Origin of the sequence: Desulfosarcina sp., assembly GCF_041551955.1 — a bacterium.
GTDB lineage: Bacteria > Desulfobacterota > Desulfobacteria > Desulfobacterales > Desulfosarcinaceae > Desulfosarcina.
This window is the reverse complement of sequence record NZ_JBFELV010000494.1, coordinates 1-3,524: the sequence shown is the minus strand read 5'-3', so window position 1 is coordinate 3,524 and position 3,524 is coordinate 1. Positions and strand designations below refer to the sequence as shown.

Here is a 3,524-nt window from a genome sequence, read left to right as displayed (position 1 = left end):
TCCGGATTTGAAGGATGCAATCAGTTGTCATCTTTTCGCCTGCCTGCACAAACCTGTCGATCCGGATGAACTCAACTATTTTTTGAAATGTATCGGCGACAACGAGACCGAATCAAGAGGACCACCAGCCGGATCAATTTAAATTTCGGGACCCGCATTCGTTTCCGGAACCATACCGATTAGGAATGATCGATCAAACTTAAGGAGTGACCATGGACAGAAAAAAAAGGGAACGCAAAACGTTGATGCAGGATTTTCTCGGCAACATCAACCTGTCGCGAAGATCGTTCATCAAAGCGTCAGCCGCCACAGGTGCCGCAGTCGCCACGGGTTCTGGCTTGTCATTTGAGCTTAAGGCTTTGGCAGCTGCAACCGGCGCCCAGGGTAATGGGCAAGGGCAGTGGCTGCCGGCCACCTGCCAGGGCTGCACGTCCTGGTGCTCAAAACAGGTTTATGTAATCGACGGACGGGCCATCAAGGTGAGGGGGAACCCCCATTCCAAGGTAAATGTGGGCGCCGGATGTCCGCGATCCCATTTGGCTATTCAGCAGGTCTACGATCCGGACCGGATCAGGACACCCCTGAAGCGAACCAACCCCAAAAAAGGTCGCCAAGAAGACCCGCAGTTCGTGCCTATTTCCTGGGACGAAGCGCTCAACACGATCGCAGACAAAATCATGGAACTGCGCGACAACCACGAAACCCACAAATACATGCTCATGCGCGGCCGCTATACCTACATGCGTGACATTCTTTATGACCGCATGACCAAGATCATCGGTTCGCCCAACAACATCTCCCATAGCGCCATTTGCGCCGAAGCCGAAAAGTTCGGCCCTTACTTTACCGAAGGATTGTGGGATTACCGCCAGTACGACGTCGAGAACGCCCGTTACATCCTGATATGGGGGGCAGACCCGCTGGCCGCCAATCGGCAGGTCTCCTACTATTCGAAGGCGTGGGGAACGGTTGTCAACCGGGCCCAAATAGCGGTTGTCGAACCGAGGCTTTCCGCTACAGGGGCGAAGTCCGATGTCTGGTTACCCATAAAACCGGGCCATGACGGTGCTCTGGCAGCTGCCATTGCCCATGTGATCCTCACCGAGGGGCTTTGGTACCGTGACTTTGTTGGCGATTTTAAAGACGGCGAGAATCGTTTCAAGACCGGGCAGGATGTCCTAGAAGAAGACTTCGAACAGAAATACACCCACGGTCTGGTCAAATGGTGGAACCTGGAACTCAAGGATAAAACCCCGGAGTGGGCGGCATCAAAGACCGGCCTTCCCGCCGACCAGATCCGCCAGGTTGCACTCGACTACGGCAACGCTGCACCCCATGCCATCTCATGGGTCGGCGGTGGCCCGGTCATGCAGGTGCGCGGCGGTTATGCGAGTATGATCTGCCACGCCCTGAACGGCCTGGTCGGTGCAGTGGACAATGTTGGTGGAACATTGAAAGCCAACAAGGAGTACACTTCTAAATTCCCCGAACCCGACGATTTCATGGATGAAATCGCCAAGCAAGGCAAAAAGCACGGAAAGATCGATCATCGTGGGCGGCTCGAATTCCCGGCGCTCAATAAAGGTAAATCCGGCGGCGGGGTCGTGACCAACAATGCTGCTGACGGCATCCTCAACGACGACCCCAACGACATCAAGGTGGCCATCGCATACATGAACAACTTTACCTTCTCCTGCGGTCAACCTGAGCGTTGGGAGCGGGCTCTGTCCAAGATCCCCTTCGTCGTCCACATCACCACCAACGCGTCGGAATTTTCCTGGTTCTCGGATATCCTGCTGCCCAACACCCATCATATGTTTGAAAAATATGGTTATGTAAAATCCCATGGCAACGGCTACCGTCACGTCACCCTGATGCAGCCCATCATCAAGCGGGTGGGAGACTATAAGACGGACGAATCCGAATTTACCTGGATGATTGCCGAAAAGTTGGCCGAACGCGGCTTTGACAACCTATTGCGCCACTATAAATCCTACAGGGATCCGGAAACCGGAAAAGAGCCAACCAATGAAGATGAATTCGCCCTTTTTGCCCTGAAAATCGCCACCCACAAACTGTGGGATCCTGCCGAACACCAGGGCGGCGACAAATTCAATGGATGGACGGAATTCAGCAAGGTCGGTGTATGGAATTCCGATCCTTACCCCTTCCGCAAGCGATGGGGCAAGATGGAAACCAAAACCGGGATGTTCGAATTCTACAGCGAAACCTTGAAAGAAGCCCTGGAGAAACATGCCGAAAAGCACAGCACCACTGTGGATCATGTCATGGAGGTCTGCGATTACCAGGCGCGGGGTGAACAGGCGTTCATTCCCCATTATGAGGAACCCTGGACGTCAGGCGACCCCAAAGCGTATCCGCTGCTGTTTGTGGATCACAAATCCCGGCTCAACCGCGAAGGCCGTTCAGCCAACTGCCCCTGGTACTATGATTTCAAGGATGTGGATCCCGGTGACGAGGCCTGGGGGGACGTAGCCAAGATCAACCCGCTGGATGGCAAGGAATTCGGCATCGACAATGGAGATCAAATTCGTCTCACATCACCCACGGGCAGCATCGAATGCACGGCCAAGCTGTGGGAAGGGGTTCGTCCGGGAACGGTGGCCAAGTGTTATGGCCAGGGTCATTGGGCTTACGGGCGGCTGGCCGCTAAAGTGTTCGGCAAAGTCCCCCGGGGCGGCAGTAACAACGACCTGATTCCTGCGGTCTATGACCGGCTCAGCGGCAGCACTGTTCGTCACGCCGGCACTCGTGTCAAAATCGAAAAGATATAGGAGGTATTCAATGCCCAGATACGCCATGGTCATCGACCTGCAACGTTGCGTCGGATGCGGAGCCTGCAGCATCGCCTGCCGCAACGAAAACAATGTCCCGGAGGGAATCTACTGGTCCAACAAGATCACCGAAACATCCGGAACCTTTCCCAACGTTCGCTATCACTATATTCCAACCCTGTGCAACCACTGCGACAATGCCCCCTGCGTGCGAGGCTGCCCGACGCAGGCCATGCACAAGCTGGACAACGGGATCACCATGCACGACCCGAAAAAATGCATCGGCTGCAAGTACTGCGAGTTCAACTGCCCTTACGGGGTGATCTACTTCAACTGGCGCAAGGCGCATCCCTTCTGGCGTGATGAAACCGAATTGATCAAGGGAGGCACCTTCTCTCCGGCCGAAATGACCCGCGAGGCCGGCGGCGATGTCGTCCCCTACTACAACCCGGAACGGGAGGAGACGCTTGCCGGCATCCGCCCCAAGGGCGTGGTCGAGAAATGCACCTTCTGCGACCACCTGGTCAAGAAAGGACTTTTGCCCCGCTGCGTGGATGCCTGCCCCTCAGATGCGCGCGTGTTTGGGGACATATCGGATCCCAACAGTGAAGTCAGTAAGTTGTTGGGTAAATTCCGCCCCTTCCGGCTTCGCGAACAGCTGGGAACCAATCCGCATGTATTTTATATCAGGGACTTTAACCCTGCCCACTACCAGCCGACCAAGGGAGG

2 protein-coding genes are annotated in these 3,524 nt (G+C 55.2%); both read left to right on the top strand.

The window, feature by feature from the left end:
* Positions 1-212: 212 nt before the first annotated feature.
* Complete coding sequence (locus ABYV26_RS23050; protein ID WP_372683701.1) at positions 213-2,795, top strand: molybdopterin-dependent oxidoreductase; 2,583 nt, start codon at positions 213-215, stop codon at positions 2,793-2,795.
* Between the two features lie 10 nt (positions 2,796-2,805).
* Positions 2,806-3,524 (top strand): 4Fe-4S dicluster domain-containing protein (locus ABYV26_RS23045; protein WP_372683700.1); only part of this gene is annotated, 719 nt, incomplete at its 3' end.

Bases quoted from the DNA above. Each gene is read 5' to 3' on its own strand.
- ABYV26_RS23050 (WP_372683701.1), top strand. From the start codon at position 213: ATGGACAGAAAAAAAAGGGAACGCAAAACGTTGATGCAGGATTTTCTC.